19 protein-coding genes are annotated in these 18,507 nt (G+C 63.8%); 10 read left to right on the plus strand and 9 right to left on the minus strand.

Features of this window, described 5'->3' with window-relative positions; all coding sequences use genetic code 11:
* The first annotated feature begins 34 nt into the window (after positions 1-34).
* Positions 35-664, plus strand: a complete 630-nt coding sequence (locus CN311_RS06545; RefSeq protein ID WP_097572551.1) for a TetR/AcrR family transcriptional regulator — start codon at positions 35-37, stop codon at positions 662-664.
* 366 nt (positions 665-1,030) lie between these two features.
* Here CN311_RS06545 and CN311_RS06555 read toward each other — a convergent pair whose 3' ends face one another.
* Entirely contained in the window at positions 1,031-2,494 is a 1,464-nt protein-coding gene (locus CN311_RS06555; protein WP_097572521.1) for a coiled-coil domain-containing protein, read from the minus strand.
* Between the two features lie 341 nt (positions 2,495-2,835).
* Between CN311_RS06555 and CN311_RS32900 the strand changes: the two genes are divergently transcribed.
* Positions 2,836-3,027, plus strand: a complete 192-nt coding sequence (locus CN311_RS32900; RefSeq protein ID WP_208866450.1) for a hypothetical protein — start codon at positions 2,836-2,838, stop codon at positions 3,025-3,027.
* 74 nt (positions 3,028-3,101) lie between these two features.
* Positions 3,102-3,956, plus strand: coding sequence for an aldo/keto reductase (locus CN311_RS06560; RefSeq protein WP_097572552.1), 855 nt, complete (start codon positions 3,102-3,104; stop codon positions 3,954-3,956).
* A gap of 101 nt (positions 3,957-4,057) precedes the next feature.
* Here CN311_RS06560 and CN311_RS06565 read toward each other — a convergent pair whose 3' ends face one another.
* Positions 4,058-4,345, minus strand: coding sequence for a hypothetical protein (locus CN311_RS06565; RefSeq protein ID WP_097572522.1), 288 nt, complete (start codon positions 4,343-4,345; stop codon positions 4,058-4,060).
* Between the two features lie 98 nt (positions 4,346-4,443).
* Positions 4,444-5,187 carry a DUF899 domain-containing protein gene (locus CN311_RS06570; protein WP_097572523.1) on the minus strand — a complete coding sequence of 248 codons (744 nt, stop codon included), beginning with the start codon at positions 5,185-5,187 and terminating at the stop codon, positions 4,444-4,446.
* Between the two features lie 113 nt (positions 5,188-5,300).
* On the opposite strand from CN311_RS06570, the gene CN311_RS06575 reads away from it, so the two are divergent.
* Positions 5,301-6,521 (plus strand): ATP-binding protein, encoded by a 1,221-nt coding sequence (locus tag CN311_RS06575; protein WP_097572524.1) that lies wholly within the window; start codon positions 5,301-5,303, stop codon positions 6,519-6,521.
* Positions 6,522-6,553: 32 nt separating this feature from the next.
* Complete coding sequence (locus CN311_RS06580; RefSeq protein WP_097572525.1) at positions 6,554-7,186, plus strand: Vgb family protein; 633 nt, start codon at positions 6,554-6,556, stop codon at positions 7,184-7,186.
* 68 nt (positions 7,187-7,254) lie between these two features.
* Here CN311_RS06580 and CN311_RS06585 read toward each other — a convergent pair whose 3' ends face one another.
* The 3 genes from CN311_RS06585 to CN311_RS06595 form a co-directional block, all read right to left on the minus strand.
* Complete coding sequence (locus tag CN311_RS06585; RefSeq protein ID WP_097572553.1) at positions 7,255-7,560, minus strand: hypothetical protein; 306 nt, start codon at positions 7,558-7,560, stop codon at positions 7,255-7,257.
* Positions 7,561-7,690: 130 nt separating this feature from the next.
* Positions 7,691-8,500 (minus strand): class I SAM-dependent methyltransferase, encoded by an 810-nt coding sequence (locus CN311_RS06590; protein WP_097572554.1) that lies wholly within the window; start codon positions 8,498-8,500, stop codon positions 7,691-7,693.
* A 179-nt stretch (positions 8,501-8,679) separates the two neighbouring features.
* Positions 8,680-8,868, minus strand: coding sequence for a hypothetical protein (locus CN311_RS06595; RefSeq protein ID WP_097572526.1), 189 nt, complete (start codon positions 8,866-8,868; stop codon positions 8,680-8,682).
* A gap of 329 nt (positions 8,869-9,197) precedes the next feature.
* Between CN311_RS06595 and CN311_RS06600 the strand changes: the two genes are divergently transcribed.
* From CN311_RS06600 to CN311_RS06620, 5 genes are all read left to right on the plus strand, one after another.
* A complete protein-coding gene (locus CN311_RS06600) occupies positions 9,198-10,328 on the plus strand; it encodes an ROK family transcriptional regulator (protein ID WP_097572527.1) in 1,131 nt (376 codons plus the stop codon).
* A gap of 59 nt (positions 10,329-10,387) precedes the next feature.
* Positions 10,388-11,134 (plus strand): ABC transporter permease, encoded by a 747-nt coding sequence (locus CN311_RS06605; protein WP_245440752.1) that lies wholly within the window; start codon positions 10,388-10,390, stop codon positions 11,132-11,134.
* Positions 11,131-11,910 (plus strand): ABC transporter ATP-binding protein, encoded by a 780-nt coding sequence (locus CN311_RS06610; protein ID WP_097572529.1) that lies wholly within the window; start codon positions 11,131-11,133, stop codon positions 11,908-11,910. Before CN311_RS06605 ends, CN311_RS06610 begins: the two co-directional genes overlap by 4 nt.
* A gap of 35 nt (positions 11,911-11,945) precedes the next feature.
* Complete coding sequence (locus CN311_RS06615; protein WP_425351053.1) at positions 11,946-12,917, plus strand: aliphatic sulfonate ABC transporter substrate-binding protein; 972 nt, start codon at positions 11,946-11,948, stop codon at positions 12,915-12,917.
* Positions 12,918-13,002: 85 nt separating this feature from the next.
* The gene (locus tag CN311_RS06620) at positions 13,003-14,499 is read left to right on the plus strand and encodes a sulfatase family protein (RefSeq protein ID WP_097572531.1); all 1,497 of its coding nucleotides are present in this window, start codon (positions 13,003-13,005) and stop codon (positions 14,497-14,499) included.
* 76 nt (positions 14,500-14,575) lie between these two features.
* On the opposite strand, the gene CN311_RS06625 is transcribed toward CN311_RS06620, so the two are convergent.
* The 3 genes from CN311_RS06625 to CN311_RS06635 are packed head-to-tail and all read right to left on the minus strand — an operon-like array spanning position 14,576 to position 18,506.
* The gene (locus CN311_RS06625; protein WP_097572532.1) at positions 14,576-16,360 is read right to left on the minus strand and encodes an ABC transporter ATP-binding protein; all 1,785 of its coding nucleotides are present in this window, start codon (positions 16,358-16,360) and stop codon (positions 14,576-14,578) included.
* A gap of 9 nt (positions 16,361-16,369) precedes the next feature.
* Entirely contained in the window at positions 16,370-17,356 is a 987-nt protein-coding gene (locus tag CN311_RS06630) for a glycosyltransferase family 2 protein (RefSeq protein WP_245440754.1), read from the minus strand.
* Between the two features lie 46 nt (positions 17,357-17,402).
* Positions 17,403-18,506 (minus strand): glycosyltransferase family 2 protein, encoded by a 1,104-nt coding sequence (locus CN311_RS06635; protein ID WP_097572534.1) that lies wholly within the window; start codon positions 18,504-18,506, stop codon positions 17,403-17,405.
* Position 18,507: the final 1 nt, after the last annotated feature.

An 18,507-nucleotide genomic window follows, 5' to 3' on the forward strand; every position in this document is an offset into this window, starting at 1 on the left:
GGTTCAAGCCCCATATTCGACAGTGGAGAAAAAATTGGCTTCGCAGCCGCCCGTGACAATTGAAGACAACCCCGACGCCGCAGCGACAAAAAAGCTGCGCGCCGATGCGCAGCGCAACCGCGACAGGCTGATCGTGATCGCGGCGGCCGCGTTTGCCGCGCATGGCGTCGATGCCTCGCTGGAGGAGATTGCCCGCCAGGCCGGCGTCGGCATCGGCACGCTCTACCGGCATTTTCCGACGCGCGAGCATCTGGTCGAGGTGGTTTATCGCCGCGAGGTGGAAGGGCTGTGCCAGGCGGCCGACGAGCTATCCCGCACCGAGGCGCCCGACGTCGCGCTGGAACAATGGATGCAGCGCTTCGTCGACTACATCGCCACCAAGCGCGGGCTGTCGACGAGCCTTCGCATCCTGATGTCCACCAACTCGACGCTGTTTTCGGACATTTCGGGCCGGGTGACGCAAGCGCTCAGACGTCTGGTCGAGGCGGCGGTGGCCAACGGTTCTATCCGCGGCGATGTCGACGCCTCCGATGTCATGCACGCGCTCGGCGGCATCTATTCGGCGCCCGATACCAGGGACTGGCGCGACCGCTCGCGCCGGCTGGTCAAGCTGCTGATGGATGGCTTGAGGTTTGGGGCTGGGAAGCCGGTCAAGGACGAATGAAGGGGCGGGCAACGCACCGCCCCCGCTCTTTGGTGCCGGATGCTCCGGTGCGCTTCAACCGCGTCCGGCGAATTCCTGAAGCTTGACGAAAAAGTCGCGCAGGATGCGGTCACGGTCGAGCTAATGGACAACGGATTGATCTTCGCCGCCGCGCTTTTCATCTCGGTTATCCCGATGACGGTGATGACCTTGCTTCAGCGCTTCTATGCCACCTCGGTCGCCTCGACCGGTGGCAAGGAATAATTACCCGCCGCCGGATCGGCCGGCCAAAATATCTGGTCCCTACGCCTCGAGCAGTACCCACTGCGGACTTTGGTCTGCTCCGTAAGCAGACACAAAGCCGGAATGCAGGCAGCCGCGCCTTGGCTATGATGCGGCGCGCAGGCTTGGACGGACGCGCCGTCTGCTGGTGGCGCGCGCCTTCTCGGCCACCGCGCCGGCGATCTCGACCACGGTGTCTTCGCGCGACCTGGCGTTTGTCACCTTGTGGAGCCGCTCATAAGGCAACAGCTCCTTGACCCGGGCGTTGAGCGCCGCCACTTCGGCGCGCAGATCCTCGCATTCCTGCCTCTGGACATCGTGCTGAATCTGTTCGGAAGCCTGCTGCAGGGAAAGTTGCGAAAGGTTCGCGCTCACCGTCGAAAGGTTCATCTTGTCGTGCTCATTCTCCTTGATGAGCGCGGACAATTTCTGCTCCGCGATCTGCTTTTCGGCAACGGCATCGCTCCATTGAGCCTTGAGACTGGCGATCTCGCCGGCGGCTTCGCTGTTCTCTTGCGAGGCAAGTTGCAATCGCGATTGCAGGCCCTGGATTTCAGACCGCAGGCCGCTCATCTCGGCCAGGCTGCGTTGCAGCTCGGCTTCCTTGTCGCCTTCCCTGATACGCGCCGCTTCGGTCATTTCCGACAGCTTGGCCTGCGCGACATCGAGTGATTTCTGCAGCCGCATTTCCTCTTTTTCGCTCTTGCCAAGCGCAGCCAGCAGGTCGGCAAGCCGCGCCGCGTCATTGGCGTGGATCGTCGACAGTTCATCCAGTCTGTGCCGCGCCTCGGCTTCTCGCTTCAGCGCCTTGTCGAGGTCGATCGACAGGCTGACATGCTTTTCCCGCAGCATCTCGTTCTCGCGCGAGCGCCTGTCGACCTCGACCGTCTTGGCCGAAATCGTTTTGACGAGATCGCCGAACTCCGCCTCGCGTTTGGCGCTCGCATTGGCTGCCACGACCAGTTCCAGCCTGGCCGCGGCCAGCGCACCGCGAAGCGCCTCCTTGTCCTCGATCAAGCTTGTCTCGCGCTGCTGCAGCGCCTCGATGGCGCTGTCGCGCTCGCGCTGCTTTTTGGTCGCGTCGTGAAGCTGGTCCGACAGCGCTCTTTGCTGCGCGGTCAGGCTGGCATTTGCCAGTTCCAATTCGTTGGCGCGAAGAATGTCGCCGTGAAGAAGCTTCAAATATTCGCCTGTCAAATGATGCGAGGTCGCGATCTCCGACAGCTTGGCATTGATCTCCCCCATATAGTCCTGCGCATCGTGGAAGAGCTCATCGACGGCATTCAATGCAGCCAGTCGCGTCTGGGCGTGGGACGTCAGCCGCCGCGCGGTTTCGCCCGAATTGTCCTCCAGCAGCAGCGCATTGCCCTCGGACATCGCATCGTCCTCAGGCAACGTGTTGTCATTCCTTGCCGCGAGATTTTCGTCCGAGATACCGACCGCATCCTCCGGCGGCCACTCATCGTCCAGGTTGATACATTCATCGAACGCATTTGCCAGATCGGATTCGAGCTGCTCGAACGCTCCATCCACAACCTCGGCACGCTTGATCAGAGCTTTGAACTTCATAACCAGACTCCCTTCTCGTACAACGCCATCAGGAAGGGAGCTTTCAGGGTTTTGATCCTCGCCTCCCATACAGGCCGGATACAAACTCATCCACTCTCCCGATCGTGAGCGCATAGGGCCAAGTCCACGCTAGGCACAGGCTTGGCCACTGTCCTCGTCTGTTCGAATGACACAAACCGCGATACGGCCGACACCTTCGCAGAGGAAGGCCGGATTGAAAAACGCAGGCGACGGACGCACTTACGATGAAGCCGGCTAAACATTGTGCCCCCAGTACAACTTCCTCGCGTAGGGTCGCGTGGGCTCTAGCCGAGGGAGGGCGACATTCGCCGAGACGACCCTTGGCCGAAGCCGGGCTCAAGGCGGGCTCTTCTTCTCCTGGAATTTACATCGATCGCCGGGTGTTCGATCAACGCTTCGACCGCCACCCTGGAAAACTCATGGAGCAAGGCCACGTGCGGCAATGCCCGCTTCTCGCCACCAGAAGCGCGGATGGATCGGCGCCGTGCGTCCTTGTCCTCACATTTTCCTGATATCGACTGGCTTTGGCGGTCGCCGGGACTAGATAGAGCGTGCGCCGGGCGAAACGATGGAGAAGGACCTGAACATGCCTGAACAGAATACCTTGAACAGACCCGAACAGATTGCCTTGAACGACGGGTCCATCATTCCCCAGATCGGCCTTGGCGTGTGGCAGGTCGATCCGGCCATCACGGCTCAAGTCGTGGGCTGGGGGATCGAGGCCGGCTACAGGTTGATCGACACCGCCGAGGGCTATCAGAACGAGGAAGGGGTCGGACAGGCAATCCGCGCGGCCGGCGTGCCGAGACGCGAGCTGTTCATCACCTCGAAGCTGCGCAATGGCGCGCATCAGCGTGACGCCGCCCTGCGGGCTTTCGACGAGACGATGAGCAGGCTCGGCATAGACCGGATCGACCTGTTCCTGATCCACTGGCCGGTACCCAGCCAGGATAAATATGTCGAGGCATGGAAGACATTGATCGACCTCAGGCGAGCCGGCCGCATCAAGTCGATCGGGGTCTCGAATTTCAACCAGGACCATCTGGAGCGGATCATCGGCGAGACCGGCGTGACACCCACGGTCAACCAGATCGAACTGCATCCCCGCTTTCAGCAGCGCGACGTCAGGGAGTACCACTCCCGGCACGACATCCGCATCGAGAGCTGGAGCCCGCTGGGCAGCGGCCGGCTGTTAAACGACCCGACCCTTTCCGGCATCGCCAGGAAGCACGGCAAGTCGGTGGCCCAGATCATCATCCGGTGGCATCTCCAGGAAGGGCTGATCGTCATTCCGAAGTCGATCCATCAGGAGCGGATCGCCACCAATTTCGATGTCTTCGATTTCGAGCTGGGACCGAACGACCTCGAGGCCATCCGCGGAATGGATTCGCCCGACGGCCGCAACGGCCCGGACCCCGCCACGGCGGCATTTCTGTTCTGAAGGTCAAGCCCGAAGAGCCGACGGCGACGCTGCTGATCTGCCTCATATGGGGAGATTGATTGGCAACGTCGCCCTCGGATGGACAAGGGGTTGGATGGCCCCTACCGGGCGTGTCGGCCGGAAATCATCCTCAGCCAGGGCGTCAGATGAAAGGCGCTCATCAACAGATACATCGCCGGCATTCCGGTGAGAGGCAGGCCGGTGAGCGGCGAGGCATTCGCGCCCATGCACAGCATCGCCGCATCGCCGCTGAAAATGGCGAGCAGCGCCATCAGGGCGAAGGTCGGTGCCGCGGCAAGGCACAGCCAATCGGCAATGCCGGCCGCGCCAGCCGCGTTTGCGTTTTCACCGGGGAGCGCGCTGCCGGCATCTGTATGGATCGTGCTCATGATCTGTCTCCTGCAATAGAGCGCTGGCGCGAGCCAATGGGAGCGGAGCTCCAGCGCTATTCGTGAACGGCGCCGGCTGCTCCGCCAAGTCCATCGCCCTAGTCGATTTTGTCTCGGAACGCCGCCTCGCCGGCACTGGACACTTCGTCCCATTTCTTGTCGGGCGCGGCGTCGTAATTGTCGTTCCAGTTCCACCACTTGTAGGTCGGGGTCTGGGGATAGCCTTCGGGCGAATCCTCCCAGACCTCCTGGCGGCCGAGCGGCGTCGCGTCGAGATAGCTCCAGACGGTGCCCATCGCCTCGTCGCCGCGGCTGTTGATGAAATAGGTGCGGAAGATGCTTTTCCCGTCGCGGATGAACACGTTATGGCCGTGCCACTCGTCGACGCCGAAGTCGGCGTCGAAGCTGTCGGTGATGGTGTACCAGGGCATCTCCCAGCCCATCCGCTTCTTTAGCCGCGCAATGTCGGCCTGTGGCGCACGCGAAGCGTAGACGAGCGTGGTGTCGCGGGCGTTCAGATGGGCGAGATTGGAGACCTGATCGGCTCCCAGCGAACAGCCGCGGCAGGCGTGATCCGGCCAGCCATGCACGCCCGGCTCGAAGAAGGCGCGGTAGACGATAAGCTGGCGGCGGCCCTCGAACAGGTCGAGCAGGCTAGCCTTTCCGGTAGGCCCCTCGAACATGTACGTCTTCTCCACCGCCATCCACGGCATGCGCCGACGCTCGGCAGCAAGCGCGTCCTTGGCGCGGAGCGTGGCCTTTTCCTTCACCAGGAGCTCCTCGCGCGCGGCCTCCCATGCTTGCTGTGAAACGACCGGTGGTGTCTTCATTGCGATGGTCATTGGTCTTCTCCTTTGCCAGTCTGTCGTCGCGCCGTAGCGACGTGTTGTTGCTGGTGAGGTAGGCTAAGGCCGTGAAGTGGAAAGGTGGGAGTTACAAGTGTGACGGGATTTGAATGGACTCCCTGATCACGGCCGCGGCACTGGCATTGGCGGCGGGTGATCCGCTTGGCGCGCTCGACCGCGTCGCCTTGCGCGAGGACGCGCCGGCACTCGCCCTGCGCGGCATCGCCATGGCCCAGCTCGGCGACCTCGACCGCGCCAAGCTGCTGCTGCGGCGGGCCGTCCGTGCCTTCGGCCCGAAGGAAGCGGTGGCGCGCGCCAGATGCATCGTCGCCGAGGCCGAGATCGCGCTGGTCTCGCGCGACCTCGGCTGGCCGGCCAAGGCGCTCGACAAGGCTCGGGCAACGCTGGAAAAGCATGGCGACCGGCTGAACGCCGCGCATGCCGGACACCTCGAAGTGCGGCGCCTGCTGCTGATCGGCCGGCTCGACGAGGCCGAACATGTGCTGGCCGGGCTCGATCCGGCGCCACTTCCGCCGGCCTCCAGGGCCGCGCACGAACTGGCTGTCGCCGGCATCGCGATGCGGCGCCTCAGGACGAGAAAAGCCCGCACTGCGCTGGAGTGGGCACGCCATGCCGCCCGACAGGCCGGCATCCCGGGCCTTATGGCGGAGGTCGACAGCGCATTCCTGGCGCTGGACACGCCAGCGGCGCGGCTCATCGCACGGGGTGAGGAGCGCCCGCTGCTGCTTGAGGAAGTCGAGACGTTGCAGGCGTCGCCGGCGCTGATCGTCGATAGCTTCCGCTATGTCGCGCGCCAGCAGAAAACCACGGTCTCGCTGGCAACGCGCCCGGTGCTGTTTGCGCTGGCCCGCGCGCTGGCCGAGGCATGGCCTGGAGATGTGTCGAGGGCGACGCTTATCGCGCGGGCCTTCGGCGGCAAGCACGCCGATGAATCGCATCGCGCGCGGCTGCGGGTCGAGATCGGCCGGCTGCGCACCGAACTGCGGACGCTGGCCGATATCGGCGCGACGAGCCGGGGCTTTGCGCTGGCGCCTCGCCATGCCGGCGAGGTGGTGGTGCTGGCGCGGCCGATCGAAGAGCGGCACGCGACAGTGCTTGCCTTCCTTGCCGATGGTGAATCCTGGGCAAGCTCGGCGCTGGCACTGGCGCTTGGCGCCGGCCAGCGCAGCGTGCAGCGCGCGCTGGAACAACTCGCCGAGGCCGGCAAGGTGCAGTCGATCGGGCATGGGCGGGCGCGCCGCTGGATGACGCCGCCCGTAGCCGGATTCACGACCACCTTGTTACTCCCGGCGCCGCTGCCGAACGGTTAAGAAGGCAGGAAGATCACAGTGAGGATAGCGACATGAAACATTCAGCGGCCGAGATCCTGCGCGAATACGGACCCTTTCCGGGGGTGAAGAGCGTGGCTGGGGTGAGCTTTGACGGGGACAAGGTCTGGTTTGCCTCGGGCGACAAGCTGACCGCGTTCGACCCCGCGAGCGGCGAGACGCTGCGCTCGATCGATGTCGCGGCACACGCCGGCACCGCCTATGACGGTCGGCACCTGTTCCAGCTCGCCAAGGACCGGATCCAGAAGATCGATCCCGACACGGGCCAGGTGCTGGCCACCATTCCTGCACCCGGCGGTGGCGGCGATTCCGGGCTGACCTGGGCCGAAGGCACGCTCTGGGTGGGGCAGAACCGCGACCGCAAGATCCACCAGATCGACCCCGAGACAGGCGCAATCCTGCGCACCATCGAATCCAATCGCTATGTCACCGGCGTGACCTGGGTCGACGGCGAGCTGTGGCACGCCACCTGGGAAGGCGACCAGAGCGACATCCGACGCGTCGATCCAGAGACTGGAAAAGTGCTGGAGCGGCTCGACATGCCGCCCGACAAGAATGTATCGGGGCTGGAATCCGACGGTGGCGACCGATTCTTCTGCGGCAGTGGACCCCGCGGCGTGGTAAGGGCGGTGCGCCGGCCCCGGTAGGTGGGCGGCGAATCGGGTGAAGTCGAGGCCGCCCGATCAACGCCTATCGCGTGAATTCCCCGTTCGCCTCAAATCCCCGAGCCATCGAGCAGCGGCACGTCCTCGCCTTCCCAGGGTGAAGGCATCGACCCCCTGCTCAGATTGGCTGACGGCAGCGGCATCCAGCATTTCAGCTCCGGCTCGGCGTATTCGACCACGCGTCCCGGCGAGGAGTCGGAGGCGCGCCAGCCCTCGGCGCCGAACTGGTCGGCGCGCGACCAGTAGGCCAGGTCGACTTCCGCCGGCCCCTGCTCGGACGGCCTGACCGTGACCAGGATCCGGCTGCCATCCCTTGGCGCGCTCGTCATGTGACGCCAACGATCGGGCTCGTCCATTGCATTCTCCTGCATCCTGTCGTCCATCACGGTGGAGTGTCGCTTTGCGCCCGGGGGCGGTCAACCCGAACTTTGCACGGAGCACGATATCGTCGCCGGCCTGCATGCCTAGCGCGACGGGGTCTGGCGGTCAGCGGGCAACCTTGGCCCTGACCGCCCAGGCTCTCGTCTTCATGGGAATGGATCCGTCCTCGCCGCGCGGCAAGCTGTCGCGGAGGCTTTCCATCAATCTCTGGCGCGCTTCCGGCGCGAGGCTCATGCAGTAGCCGGGCGCCGGTCCCGCACCCAGGGTGAAGGGGTGCCAATAGTCCTCGAAATCCCTGAACACCGCCGGCACCTCGATCTTGGTGCAGTCGACCGAAACGAGGTCGGCCTTGCCTGCGAGTTCGGTCAATCCGTCGGGCGTGCAGAATGGAAAGCGCTTGTCCTCGGTGAGGTCGGCGGCAGCGGGGTCAAGCGCCTTCGCCGCGGTCCAGAAGGCGCGCATGAATTCGACGCCGCCGCCGGGATAATCCCATACATAGAAGCCAACCGTCGCTCCGTCGCGGGCGACCCGCCGCATTTCGGCGAGCGCCTTCTCCTTGTCCGGGATGAAATTGAGGACCAGCGCCGAGACGACCATGTCCTTGCTGCCCGATTCGACGGACAGGGCCTGCGCATCGCCTGCGAGAAACGCGACACGTTCATCCGCCACGTTTGCCCGCGCCTTGGCGAGAAAGCCCTCCGATGGGTCCAGCGATACCAGGCTCCCGGGGTTGCAACGCGCCAGGATGGCTGCTGAAAGCGCCCCGGTCCCGCAACCCACCTCCAGCCAGTCCAGACCTTCCGCCGGATCGAGCCAATCAAGGAACAGGGGAGCGATCTGACGACTCCACCGCCCCATATAGAGGTCGTAGCTGTCCCCCGCCTGCCAGGCGTCGTGACGCGCTGCCTCAGCCATCGCCATCTCCTTCCCGAGACAATCTCAAACCATTGAATCCCGCAAGGATACGCTCCCCTGCCTTCCTGGACCAGAGGACCAGGAAGTGGGAGCCGGATGGCGTTTGATGTCAGGGGTGGCAAACTGAAGCGTATGACTGATTGGCTGGCTTCGCGCCGCCGCATCGGGCCGATCGCGGCCTATCGCAACCTTGCCGATCTGGGAAACTCAACCACGTCCGCCAACGGCCGCGTATACTGCGCCGCGACAATTGCCTCGATCAGAATATCCAAGGCAGCACGGGCTCCGCTGCTCGTCTCGTCGTCGCCGCGCAGGTAATGACAGGCTCGTTCAAGATGGAGGTGTGCGGCGGCAAAGTCGCTTTTCATGGCTTCTCCTTATTGCCCACCGTCCGGCAAGGATGGCCGAGTCGCTTTACCCGAAAGCAAATATCCACAGCCGCACTTGAATCAAATTGTCGGTTAACCCGATCTTCACCGGCCGTGGCGACCATTATTGTCTCGACCAATGTGTCGAGTTCCGCCTCGGGCAACAGACCCGCCCCGGAAAACCGGGGCGGGTTTTTGCTTGAATGGTCGCCCGAACCTGACATGGCTCGCCCGACAGAAGCCCGACTTCGCGCCAACATCCGCCACCCAAGGCAGCACTTGACAGTGCTATTTAATTTCTAAACATTAGAAAGTAATTGGGAGGAAGAATGGGCATCCATCACGGAGCGATCCTGCGCATCCTGAGGGACGACGGTCCGCAGTCGAGGGCGGAACTGGCGCGCCGCACCGCGCTGTCTCCGACAGCGCTCACCCATCTGACGGCGCAGCTTCTCAAGGACGGCATCGTCACCGAACTCGCCCAGGTAGCTGCCGGCGGCGCGCCAATAGGACGGCCCGCGGTAGACCTGGCGCTGGTGCCGGATGCCCACCATGTGGTCGGCGTGCACATTGGCGCCGGCACCATCCACGCCGCGATCACCGACCTGAAGGCATCGGCGAAAAGGCTTTCATCCTTTCACTTCGATACGGCCACAATCGAGCCGGCGACCGTGATCGCCAAGGTAGCCCGAATGGTCGACGACCTCATCAGGAAGACAGGCGCCGACCGCTCGAAGATCCTCGGCATGGGCCTGGGTGTTCCGGGGCCGGTCGACGTCAAGCGGCGTCGCAATCTCCTGTCGATCAACTACGATTGGAAGAACGTGGCGTTCGCCGACGAACTGGAAGCGGCATTGCGAATGCCCGTCGTCGTCGAGCACAATGTCAGCGCCATGGCGCTGGCGGAATCGCGCTACGGCATCGGGCGCGACGCGTCCGCCCTGCTCTACATCTACTTGCGCACGGGCCTCGGCGCCGGCCTCGTGGTCGACGGCAGGCCGTTTCGGCCGGGCGGGTACGGCGCGGTGGAACTCGGCCATATCCAGGTGGTCGAGCATGGTGCGCGCTGCGCCTGCGGCAGCACCGGTTGCCTGGAGACTTTCCTGTCCGAACGCGCGCTGTCGCGCGCGGCCGGCATCGAGACCCCTCATCCGAAGCGGCTGCTGGCCGCCGTGGAAAAACATACCGAAGCATGGAACGCTGCCGTTCGTCATCTGACGACGGCAATCGCCAGCGCCGCCAATCTGCTCAATCCGGATCTGATCGTCTTCGGCGGCCATCTCGCCGAAGCGCCGGAGAGCTTTATCGACAGTATCCGCGCAGGCGTGCCGCCGCGCGTGCTGCCGCCCATGCGCGACATGCTGCGCTTCGAGCGCTCGAGCATCGGGCCGGGCGCCGGCGCCATCGGCGGCGCCGCTGTCGCGCTCGACCATCTGTTCTATTCCGGAGCGCCGCGATGAGCGCCGCCTCGGCAAAGCCGCGCACCGCATCGTCGGGCAAGGCCGATCGGGGGCCGGCGATGGATTTCGCCAGCCTCGGGCTGAACATTGCCGGCGTGGCGGCCGGCGTGGCGATCTGGTGGGCGCTCACCGGCAGCGGCGTCGTCGGCCTGCCGAGGCCGCCCGAAGTGCTCGCCCGCTTCATCGAACTGCTCGGCAACGGCCAGCTCCTGCGCGACACGGCCGCCAGCCTTGCACGCGTGCTGACCGGCTTCCTGCTCGGTGTACTGCTGGCCATCCCGGTCGGCTTCGCCATGGGCTGGTACAAGGTCGCGCGCGCTTTGGTCGAGCCCTACCTGCAATTCTTCCGCATGATCCCGCCGCTGGCCATAATTCCCCTCGCCATCGTCACCATGGGCATCGAGGAGACGCCGAAGATCTTCGTCATCTTCCTCGCCTCCTTCCTGGCCAGTGTCGTCGCCACCTATCAGGGGGTGATCAGCGTCGACCGCACCATGATCAACGCCGCGCGGGTGCTCGGCGCAAAGGACTTCACCATCTTCCGGCGCGTCGTCGTGCCGGCCTCGACGCCCTTCATTCTGGTCGGCGTGCGCATCGGGCTGGGATCGGCCTGGGCCACCGTGGTCGCCGCCGAGCTCATCGCCGCCCAGTCCGGCCTCGGCTACCGCATGCAGCAGGCGCAGCTCTACTACGACCTGCCGACGATCTTCGTCAGCCTGTTCGCAATCGGCATTCTCGGCCTCGCCATGGACCGCATGCTGCAGGCGGTGGAGCGGCGCCTGACCATATGGCAGGAGCGGATATGACGCCGAAGATCGTTTTTGACAATGTCACGCGTCGCTTCGATCTCAAGGGCGGCTCGTTCCTCGCGCTCGATCGTTTCTCGCTTGATGTCGCCGACGGCGAGTTCGTTACCGTGGTCGGCCCTTCGGGTTGCGGCAAGTCCACCGCGCTCAATATCGCCGCAGGCCTGCTCAAGGCAAGCAGCGGCGAGGTTACCGTCGACGGCAAGCCGGTCGAAGGCCCGGGGCCGGAACGCGGCATGATCTTCCAGCAATATGCGCTGTTTCCGTGGCTCAGCGTGCGCGACAATGTCGAGTTCGGCCTGCGCATCAAGGGCGAGCCGCCGGCACGGCGGCGCGAGATCGCCGAGCGCTTCATCGACCTGGTCGGCCTCGGCCAATTCGCCGATGCCCTTCCCAAGACCTTGTCGGGCGGCATGAAGCAGCGCTGCGCCATCGCCCGCGCCTATGCCGTCGATCCCGTCATCCTGCTGATGGACGAGCCGTTCGGCGCTCTCGATGCCCTGACACGCGTCCAGCTCCAGGATCAGTTGCTTGAAACTTGGAGCCGCGAGCGTCGCACGGTGATGTTTATCACCCACGATGTCGACGAAGCCGTCTATCTGGCGAACAGGGTCGTCGTCATGGCGGCCGGACCAGGGCGGCTGCAGGAGATTATCGAGGTCGACCTGCCCTATCCGCGCACCGAGGAAATCAGGCTGTCCCCCGAATTCACAGCCATCCGCAACCGCGTCTGGCATGCCGTCTACCACCAGCAGCCCGCGCAGTCGCATGGGTAACGACAAGGTTAGCAACAGGGAGAGAAGACATGACATTGAACAGACGTGACTTCATGGCCTCGTCAGCGGCCGCGGCCACCATGCTGGCAACGGGGACCATCCCGGCGAAGGCAGCGGGCGATGCTGCCCGCATCGGCTACAATGGCGATTTCTGGGGCGCCAGCGTGGCCAGCATCGCCAACGCCAAGGAGCTCTGGGCAAAGCACGGCGTCGAGGCCGATACCAAGGTTTTCACCAACGGTCCGATCCAGGTCCAGGCGCTTGGCGCCAACAGCTTGGAATTCGGCTATCTCGGACCGGGCGCGCTTTGGCTGCCGGCCACCGGCAAGGCCAAGATCATCGCCGTCAACGATGTCGGCTTTTCCGACCGGGTCATCGCCCAGGCGGGCATCGCCTCCATCGCCGACCTCAAGGGCAAGAAGGTTGCGGTTCCAGCCGGCACTTCGGGCGACATGCTGCTCAGGCTCGCGCTCGCCAAGGCCGGCATGAAGATGGACGACATCGAGGTGGTGCCGATGGATCCGAGCACAGTGGTTGCCGCCTTTTCGTCCAAGCAGGTCGACGCGGCCGGCATCTGGTATCCGTTTGTCGGCATCATCCGCAAGACCGTGCCCGATCTCGTCGAGATCGCCAAGAATGATGATTTCTATCCGGCCACGACCTTCCCCAGCGTGTTCATTGCCCGCAACGACCTGGTCGAGAGCAATCCCGATCTGGTCAAGAAGGTGATCGGCGTCATCAAGGAGGCGCAGGACTATCGCGCCGCGCATCTTGACGAGGCGGTCGACATAACCGCCAAGCAGCTTGGCATCCCGGCCGAGCAGCTCAAGACCGAGGCCGGCTATGGCAAGCTGATGACGTCGACCGAGCTTGCCAAGCTGACCAGGGACGGCACCGTCGCCGGCTGGTTCAGCACCATGAACGAGCTGTTCAAGACCTTCGGCAAGTTCGACACCGCACTCGATCCCAAGGATTACTACATGGCCGACCTCTATCTGGCGGCCTGAGCCCACCCGACCGCCCCGGTATTCGGCCGGGGCGGCACGTCTCCAAGTTCATTCCCCAAAAGAGTACCCAATGACCGCCTCCCCCATGAACGTCCTTTACATCGACATCGACAGCCTGAGGCGCGACCATCTCGGCTGCTACGGCTACCACCGCAACACCTCGCCAATCATCGACAGCCTGGCCAGGGACGGCATCCGCTTTGAAAATGTCTATGTGTCGGACGTTCCGTGCCATCCCTCGCGCACGGCGCTGTGGAGCGGCCGCCACGGCATGAGGACCGGCGTCGTCGGCCATGGCGGCACCGCCTGCGAGCCGTTTCGCGAAGGACCGGAGCGGGCCTGGGCCGGAACCTTTTACGAGGAAGGCTGGATGCGCGCGCTGCGCGACCTCGGTTACCACACCACGACCATCTCCAGCTTCGGCGAGCGGCACGGCTGCTGGCACTGGTATGCCGGCTTCAACGAGATCATCAATCCGGGCAAGGCCGGCATGGAGAACGCCGACGAGGTGTCGGCGCTGGCGCTGGACTGGCTGAAGCGCAACGGCTCCGCAAAGACGTGGTTCCTGCACGTCAACGTCTGGGATCCGCACACGCCCTACCGCGCGCCTGACGCATTCGGCGACCCCTTCGCCGACGAGCCCATGCCGGACTGGATGACTGAGGCGGTGTTCGAGAAATCCCATGCCGGTTACGGTCCGCACAGCCCGCAGGAGCCGTCCGGATTCGATGTCGCCCCCGGCGGATCGAAATGGCGCCGCATGCCGGCGCCGATCGCCGGCATGGCCGACGTCAAGAGCTGGGTCGACGGCTATGACACCGGCATCCTCTATGCCGACCATCACCTTGGCCTGATCATCGAGGAATTGAAGCGGCAGGATCTGTTCGACAAGACGATCATCGTCATCGGCGCCGATCACGGCGAGAATCTCGGCGAACTCAACATCTGGGGCGATCACCAGACCGCCGACGAATTCACCTGCAACGTACCGCTCGTCATCCGTTGGCCCGGCGCCGGGGATCTTCGCGGCGTCAACAATGGCCTGCACTACCATTTCGACTGGGCGGCGACGCTGATCGACCGCCTCGGCGGCACGGTGCCGGCGCTGTGGGACGGTCGCTCCTTCGCCGCGGCGCTCGCCGACGGCCAGGATGGCGGACGCGATTTCCTGGTGCTGAGCCAGGGCGCGTGGGCGGTGCAGCGCGGCGCGCGCTTCCGCCTCGAAGGCGTCGACTGGCTGATGCTGCGCACCTATCACGACGGCTACAAGGACTTCGGCCCGGTCACCCTCTTCAACCTGAGCGAGGATCCGCACGAGCAGAACGACCTGTCCGCATCGCGCCCCGATATTGTCGCCCATGCGAACCGTTATCTGGAGGACTGGCGCACGGAGATGACCATCAAGAGCGATACCGATGTCGATCCGCTGGTGACGGTCATGCGCGAAGGTGGACCGTTCCATTGCCGCGGTGAGCTTCCTGGATACCTGAAGCGGTTGCGGGCAACCGGTCGCGAAGCGGCGGCGGCAGCGCTCGAGCAGCGTCACCCCGCGCCTTTGCCGCGCCGCAAATCCTCGAACTGATGCATGTCGCGCAAAACGTGCGCAGTGGTTTTGCGCGACATGCACCAGCTTTTGCCCGCGGCCGAACCACGGCTCATCACTCCAGCGGCTCGTGCTGGTAGAGTTCATCCATGCTCAGCGTCGCCAGCGCGGCGAAAGGCGCCTGCTTTTTCACACGCCCGTGGCTCAGGATCACCACGTCGTCGCAGAACGAGATGGTGCTGTGATGATGGCTGATGACTATGGTCGTGCGGCGGCCCGCCCTCGACTTCAGCGTCTCGACGATTGCCGCTTCCGACAATCCGTCCACAGCGTTGGTGGCCTCGTCGAGAATGAGGATAGCGGGATCGCGCACCAGCGCTCTGGCCAGCGCGATCCGCTGTCTCTGGCCCGCTGACAGATTGACGCCCCTGTAGCCAACCACCGTCTCGTAGCCCTGCGGCAGATGTTCGATGAACTCATGCGCTTCGGCCAGTCTTGCAGCGCGCTCGGCGTCGGCGGCCGAGGCCGTCTCCTGCCCATAGACTATGTTTTCAAAAATGCTGCCGTCCACCAGTTCCAGTTCCTGGCTCGCCAATGCAATATGCTTCCTCCACTGGCTGGGATCGATCTGGTTCAGTGGCGATCCATCCACGAGAATTCTGCCGGCGTCCGGCTCAACGAAGCGGCACAGAAGATTGACGATGGTCGTCTTGCCGGCACCCGAGCGACCGATCAGCGCCGTCGAGCGGCCGCTGCGAATGTTGAACGTCGCCGCGTGCAGCACCGTCGCGCGCTGGTCGGCGCCGGAATAGGTAAACGTCACGTCGTCGAAGCTGATCCCCTGATGCAGGCCTTGGAACGGTCCGCTCCCTTGCGGAGGCAGGGGCTTGTCGGACGGATCCAGCATCCACTGAACCTCCTCAAGCGACCCGCTCAAGCCCTGCAACTGGCTCCAGGACATCTGCAAGGCCCGCATGTGCGGCTGCAGCCTGTAGAGCAGGATGACAAACGCGACGATCAGCGGGAAGCTCACGCCAGCGAACCAGGCGCCGATCACCACCGCCAGAAACAGCATCGCGTGCAGCACCTCGGTCATCGGCGGCAACGCGCCCTGGCGGGTGAGCAGGACGAAAGCAGCGCGGCGGACCGCGTCCGATGCCTGGTCGAACACCGCTTTCTCACGCGCCTCCTGGCCGAAAATGCGGATCAGACGCCCGGCATGCACGAGATGGAGCATTTGCGAGGCGAGATCGCTGTTGCGGGAGGCGACGCTGCGGCTGGGCGCTTTCAGATTGGCCGACAGAACGGCGTGCGCGATCTGGACCAGCGCCAGTCCCAGCGTGACAAGCAGTGTCATCTGCCACGAAAGCAGCAGCAGAAAAACAAGCAGGATGATTGCCGCCGACGCGCTGACGATCGCCGCCAGCATGATCTGGATCGCATCCGATGCCCGCCAGGATTCGTTGGAGATGATGTTGAGCAGCCGGCCAGGACTCTGCTGCAGGAAGAAGGGGTAGCCGACCCGCAACAGCCGCTCCGAAAGCGCGCTGCGGATCGCATGACTGGCCTTGCCGTAGATGAAGGTCGTCAGCAGCGTGTTGGCGAAGGCAAAGACGTTCTTCAGCACGATCGAACCGAGGATGGCGACCGAAATAACGATCAGCCGGTCGCGCTCGCTCAGATTAGATCCGACGTGCTGGAAGACGGCGGAGAAGCCGGCCATTCCGGCTTGATCCCCCTGCCCCATGATGATGCCCAGCAGGGGGATGATCAGGCCTATGCCGAATCCTTCGAGGGCAGCGCTGACAAGACCAAGCACGACCACGGCGGGAAGCAGGCGCAACTGCTTCCTTCCAAGCGCGCGGCTCAGCATCGGCAGGCTTGGCGGCATCAATCGCATTGCAGCGTTTTACCTTGCCTCGGCATTTGCTTGTTGATCCTGCCGCACTTGCGCCGCCTCCGGCCACCTCGCCACCAAAAGAACCGCGAATTTGGCCGCACCGAGCATATTCATCCCGACGATCGGCCAGTGCGACAGCTTGAGTTCGTGATCGAACCGGGGACCATTCACCAATTCCCGCAAGGCTGACCGCGCGGCCCAGTAGAAATGGCGAAGCAGCCAGGGCGCTGCGCGAACATGTTTCAGGCAAAGCCCACCATTGCCCAGGCTGTAGTCCCGGTGGAGCTTTTCGATTGCCTTGCGATCGCGCCGGCCGTGATGATGGAAAATTGTCATGTCGGGTACATATTCGACCGGGATACCGAGCAGGACCGCTCGCACAAGGTAGTCTGTATCTTCAGCGGAGCGCAGCGGGCCGCCCGCCCCGAACCGTTCATCGAAATGCCCGATACGAGCCGCGACATCGCGATGCATGGTCATGTTGCAGCCGAGCACAAAGCCGCCAGGATGAACATCGGGGGTCAGACGCTCGCGGACCGGCGACCGCTTGATCGTGAACGGCAGATCCCTGGCATCGCCGATCTCGACGCGGCCGCCGCGTATGACCCGCTCCCCGGTCGCATAGTGTCGCTGCAGATCGCGCAGATAATCCCTATGGACCGCGCAATCATCATCAACGAACACCAGCACACGGCCGCGCGCGCGCTCCAGTCCGGCGTTGCGGGCAGCCGCCAATCCGCGTCGTGGGTCGCAAACTGCCGTGAATGGGATGTCCGACATGTCGGCGATACTGGCCAGTCGTTCCGCCGTGCGGTCGCTCGAGCCGTTGTCGACAACCACGAGTTCGGCCGCGAAGGCAGGATGGGCGCGGCACGCAAGTTGGATCGACTTGATACAAGCCTCGAGTACCGCGACGCGGTCGCGTGTACAGACGATGAAGCTGACCTCTGGGGCCGGTCTATGCGACCGGGGATCGATCGAAATGGGCGCAAGCATCGTCGAGCGATTGTGCGGGAGAAGTTGAGGGGATTTGATGGTCATTCTAGGTCACCCCAAGCGAAGGCAGAACCGTAGCGGCCGGCACCGACTGCAAATATCGTGACAAGGCGTCCACCTGCCTGGTGGCCGACATCGAGACGAGACTGAACCACGGCGCGTAGGCGCCTGCACGCAATCCATAGCGCTCGCGGCGCCGAATGAGGTCCCATTTTGCGGTCCGCGTCAGGAATTCGTGCGTCAACAGCGGTTGCATCTCGTCGCCTATAAGTTGGTAAAGGAAATAGAACAGGTTCAGCGCGCCGGCCTCGAAGCTCGGCCGCGTTTGCGCTGGCAGTCGGGAAATCCTCTCTTCCAGTGCCAGAAGCCATTCGGCGGCCCGGCGCACCGTCTCCGTCGAGACAGCATCGCCGATGTCGCGCAGCTCTCGCGTCCTTTGCGCCAGACCTTCCCGCTCGAGATTCTCGGCCACGATCTTCAGATGCGTCCGTCGCATTTCCTGCTTGTGCCGGTTGGTCACGCTGTCGCCATGGATGCGATAGGCGATCAGATTTTCGGGGATCATCGACGTAGGGTACTGGTTGGCAAGCCGCCTGAAGAGATCGAAATCCTCGGCGTGCTTGTAGCTATCGTCATAATATAGATCGCCGTCTTTTATGACATTCCTATTATAAACCACGGTCGGGTGCATGAATATAGTAAAGAACATCGACAATACACGCAGGAGATTTTCCTGAAGCACCGGATCGGGCGGACCCTTTACGATGCGGCTGCCCAGCAGGAAGTCGACGCCCGCACCACACAAAGCGAGCTCAGGCCGCTGGTTGAAGAATGCGACCTGACGCGACAGGCGCCAGGGATAGGCGACATCGTCGGCGTCCATCCGGGCAACCAGTTCGCCCCGCGCCACTGCCAACCCTTCATTCAGGGTTGCGATGAGGCCGCGGTTTTCTCGTGAGATGACGGAGATGCGATTGTCAGATTTGCAGTAATTCTGCAGGATCTGCAGCGAATTGTCCGTCGAGCCGTCATCGATCGCGATGATCTCCAGGCGATCGTAGTCCTGCCGCAGAATGCTGCCGAGCGCGGCAGCCAGATAGGGTCCGGCATTATGGATCGGCAGTAGAACGGACACCAAGGGAGCAGCCATG

The sequence above is a fragment of the Mesorhizobium sanjuanii genome, assembly GCF_002529485.1.
Lineage (GTDB): Bacteria > Pseudomonadota > Alphaproteobacteria > Rhizobiales > Rhizobiaceae > Mesorhizobium > Mesorhizobium sanjuanii.